We start from the raw sequence: 4,540 nt of genomic DNA, 5'->3' as shown, positions 1-4,540 counted from the left end.
ATTCAATTGAAGATGAATTACAGGAAGATTCAATTGAAGATGAATTACAGGAAGACTCAATTGAAGATGAACTTTATTATGATGAATTATATGTAGAAAATAAAAAAAATAATTTTTCTATTTTAAAGATTTTATGATTAGAATTTATAAAATTTGTTTTTATATTTTCTACTATACTATTTTCTTGAATAATATTTATCAATTTTAATGTATTTTATTCTTCTATAAAAGAAAAATTTTTTTCATATGATGTTTATGCAAAAGATATAAATCTAAATTCTGTAAATGAATTTTCTAGTATTTCATTAAATAATTTTAATAAAAATTGAAATAAAAATAATAATATTTTGGAAAATAATGATAGTTTACAAAAAAATAATGAAGATACTAAAAATAATGTTGATAAAAAAGAACTTTATTTATGAATAATAGATGATTCTTTAAAAAAAGTTTCTTTTAAATCTAATTATAATTTAAATGAAAAGAAATTAGAAACATTTTTATTGGCAAGTAGTGTTGATTATGAAATGAGTTATAATTTATTACCTCCAGATAATAGAATAATAATACCTTCTATATGAATAGATGCTCCAATAGTAGATACTAAATATATAATACCCGAAAAAATGGCAGAGTGAGATTTTGATGATGAATTATATGAATGAGTTGTTAAATATCCATTTACTGCTGATCCATGAAATGAATGAAATACTATGATATTTGGACATACTAGTTATTATTGGTGGAAAAAAAATCCTTTTGGTGAAGTTTTTGCAAGATTACCTAGATTAGACGATTGAGATAAAGTCCAAATAATTTGGAATTGAATATTATATGAATATGAAATTTTTAGTAAAGTTATCAAACGACCAAAAGATGTTCCTGATGAATATAAAAAATATTCTTCTTGATGAAAATATCTTAGTTTAATGTGATGTTATCCTATTTGATCTGATGCACAAAGAATTATTGTTACAGCTAAACAAATTGAAAATAAAAGAAATACTGATTTATTAAATTAATTTTATAAAATAACTATGAATTGCAAAAAAATATTTATATTTCTTTTTCTATTATTTTCTTTTTCATTTACTTTTGCAGAAAATATTAATAAAGATATAAAAACAAATACTGGTAGTATTATTTTGGATGATGAAAAAATTGAATCACAAGATTCTAATTGAATTGAGTTTTTTAGGAGTAAACAGTTGGAAATAATAGATAGTATCTATGAAAATAATACTATGTGATTTTTGAGACAAATTGATCGGGCTAGAGATAGAGTTAACTCTTTAAGTTCAGATTTAAATGCTATTGTTAATGATTTTGAAAATCTTGAATGAAGAAGAAAAGTTATTACAAAAAGATATAGTATGATAAAAACTTCTATGACTAATACTATAAGAAGTATGAAAGAATCAGAAAAAAGTATGAGTAAAAGATTAAATGAAATAAATCGCCAAACCAAAATACTTTGAGAATTGGAAACTAAAATTAGTTATTTACATAAAGATTTAAAAGTAAATAAAGAAAATTTAAAAAGATATACAAATGTATTATACAGAATTAATAATGATTTTTATTGAAAATGATCAAATATAGATGATATTAAATTACTTGTTAATTCTGAAAATATTGCTAATTCTTTATCTTGAGAAGAAGTTATACAATCTATAGCATTAAAAATGAATGATTTGATGTATTTAATTTCTGAACAAGAAAAAAAATATTTATCTTATGCAAAAAATATATTATTTATTAGAGATAACAATAAAATACAAGTAAGAAAATATCAAAATGAATTAAAAAATTATGAACAACAAAAAATTTATCTTAAAAAATTATTTGAATATATAAAAGAAGATAAAGACAATGTAGATTCTGAATTAAATAATTTATTCAATGAAAAACAGACTATAGAAAATAAAATTAAAACTATAAATAATAATATTTTAAAAGCAGATATGGAATCTGATTCCGAATTTCATTTTTCTGAATTATTTAAAAATCCTGAAAGAGAAAATGTAGGTAATTTTTTTTCTTGGCCTGTTAATGATGTTTCATGAATTTCTGCTTTTTTTGATGATCCTAGATATAAAAGAAAATTTTGAGCTGATCATTTAGCAGTAGATCTTGTTGTAGAGCAATGATCTGAAGTTTATGCTCCTGCTAATTGAATTGTATATCATGTAGTAAATAATGATGGTCCAGGTCTTAATTGGATGATATTAGTACATAAATATTGATATGTAAGTGTTTACTTACATATGTCAAAAATAGTAGTAAATCAATGAGATTATGTAAAAAGATGAGAAATTATATGACTTAGTTGATGAAAACCTTGAACTAGATGAGCAGGTCTATTAAGTACTTGACCGCATTTACATTTTGAAATTTTACAAAATTGAAGTCATGTTGATCCTATAAACTATTTGGATTTAAGTATTGTCAGAAATAAAAATATGTTACCTCCAATATATAGAAGAAAATATTTAACAGATAGCTTAGCAAGGAATACCGATATGAATAATATAAAAAAAATTACTTGAAATACCGTTGAAGAAAGAAGATTAAATTATCTTAGAGCTAATTGAATATGAGAATTTTCACAATTATCTTTGTGGGAAAATGCATCCAAAAATATTAATGTAGATATAGATTTATGAATTTGTATTGCAGCATCTGAATCTTGACTTGGTAAAAATTTAACCACTCCATTTAATGTTTGAAATGTTGGAAATAATGATAGATGAGATAGAGTATGATATGATAATGCACAACAATGAGCTAGAGTTATATATTTAACTTTATCAAATAAATATCTTGGAGAACATACACAAATTACTGAATTATCTAGATTTGGAAATAAAGATGGTACTATATATGCATCATCTGATTATAATTGGCAAAATAATGTAACTAGATGTTTAAGTTCTATCAAATGATATTGGATACCAGAAGATTATTCTTTTAGGAAATATACTTGAAATTCTGATTTAGCATTTACTAGTTATTAAATAAAAATAATGTGATATATAGTATCACATTATTTTTTATAATTAATTTATCAAACTATAAATTTATAAAAATCAGTAAAAAACTTTCTATAATTAAGTAATGATCTATTATCTTGTACTGATTTAAATATTTTATTATCAAATTTATTTGATAAATTTGAATATAATTCATATATATTTACTTGTCAATCTGGATTAAATTTATTATCTTCAGTTCATAATATTCAAACTCAACATGCCCATCTAATATCTGATGCATAACTTCAATTTAAACTTCAAATATCTGTAATATAACATCATCAATTCATATTTAAATTAATCGTTGAAGTATTATCATTTATAGATTTCATTAATTTTGCCACTTCTTTTCTTGTAATAAAATTATCTAATTTATCAAAAACATTTTCTTCTACTACTCAATTTTCTACAAAATAATTTATAATACTTTCAATATTAATTTCTTTTTTTTCTTCTTTTTTATTAATAGCAATATTAATTTCTTTTTTATTATTTTTTTTCAAACTATTATTTAATTCTTTATAAGATTTATTAAGATTATTATAACTATCAAATATTATAGTTTTATATGATGGATCTTTTGTATTCAAAAAATAATCTATTCACAAAATCATTTTTTGATAATTTATCAATACATTTTTATAATATTCATTTCAATCCAAATTATCAAATCTAGATAAATTAATTGCTTTTTCAAATAACGGTAGAGTTTTCTTTAATCTATCATTTTTAATTTTATTATTTAATTCTTTTTGTACTTGTTTTGAATTATTTCAATCAAATATTTTTTTTGAAATATTTTCTTTAGCTTTTTCTTTACCTATAATATCTTTTTTACTTTCTTTATCTTTTTTATCTTCTTTACTTTCTTTATCTTTTTTATTTTCTTTACTTTCTTTATCTTCTTTACTTTCTTTATCTTTTTTATCTTCTTTACTTTCTTTACTTTCTTTACTTTCTTTATCTTCTTTACTTTCTTTATCTTTAGCTGGTGGAGTCCATCTTGATCAACCTCATCCTCAAGAACTTCTCTTTTTACAAGAATTTCAAGATTTTACATATCAAGAATTACAAATTATTTTCCATTCTCACCATTCTCAATCTTTCCACTCTCTTCTTCTAATTCATCAATATATTTCTTCTTCTTGATCTTCTGGATCTACTTCTATTTTTTCCAAATCAACATTTATTATTTTTCATTCATCTTTTACCTCAAATTCTTCTGTCAAACTATTATATCCTGTCAAACTTGCTTTATATTTATAACTTCCATTTACTAATTTATATATATTTGATGTTCAATTTATTTCATTTCATTCATTATCTTCTATTTCCAATTTTAAATCTTCTGGATTTAAGTTAAATACTACTTCATATCTTTCCTCTTCCAAATCAATATTTATTATTTTTATTTCAATTTTTATTAAAATTATTTAATGAAATACTAGAAAATTCATTTACAGAATTTAGATTTATATCTTTTGCATAAACATCATATGAAAAAA

At 21.2% G+C, this 4,540-nt stretch carries 3 protein-coding genes; 2 read left to right on the top strand and 1 reads right to left on the bottom strand.

The features are described 5' to 3' along the window. The coding region (locus tag VAMP_RS04615) for a sortase (protein WP_213349785.1) at positions 1-1,022 on the top strand (1,022 nt) is incomplete at its 5' end. 15 nt (positions 1,023-1,037) lie between these two features. Beyond that, the gene (locus VAMP_RS04610) at positions 1,038-3,017 is read left to right on the top strand and encodes a murein hydrolase activator EnvC family protein (protein WP_213349784.1); all 1,980 of its coding nucleotides are present in this window, start codon (positions 1,038-1,040) and stop codon (positions 3,015-3,017) included. Positions 3,018-3,064: 47 nt separating this feature from the next. Here VAMP_RS04610 and VAMP_RS04605 read toward each other — a convergent pair whose 3' ends face one another. Next, positions 3,065-4,426 carry a hypothetical protein gene (locus tag VAMP_RS04605; RefSeq protein ID WP_213349783.1) on the bottom strand — a complete coding sequence of 454 codons (1,362 nt, stop codon included), beginning with the start codon at positions 4,424-4,426 and terminating at the stop codon, positions 3,065-3,067. Between the last annotated feature and the right edge of the window lie 114 nt (positions 4,427-4,540).

It is taken from the genome of Candidatus Vampirococcus lugosii, from assembly GCF_018420025.1.
In the GTDB taxonomy this organism is placed as follows: domain Bacteria; phylum Patescibacteriota; class Gracilibacteria; order Absconditabacterales; family Absconditicoccaceae; genus Vampirococcus; species Vampirococcus lugosii.
Note: the sequence above shows the minus strand (reverse complement) of the source record. Positions and strands in the feature narration are given on the sequence as shown.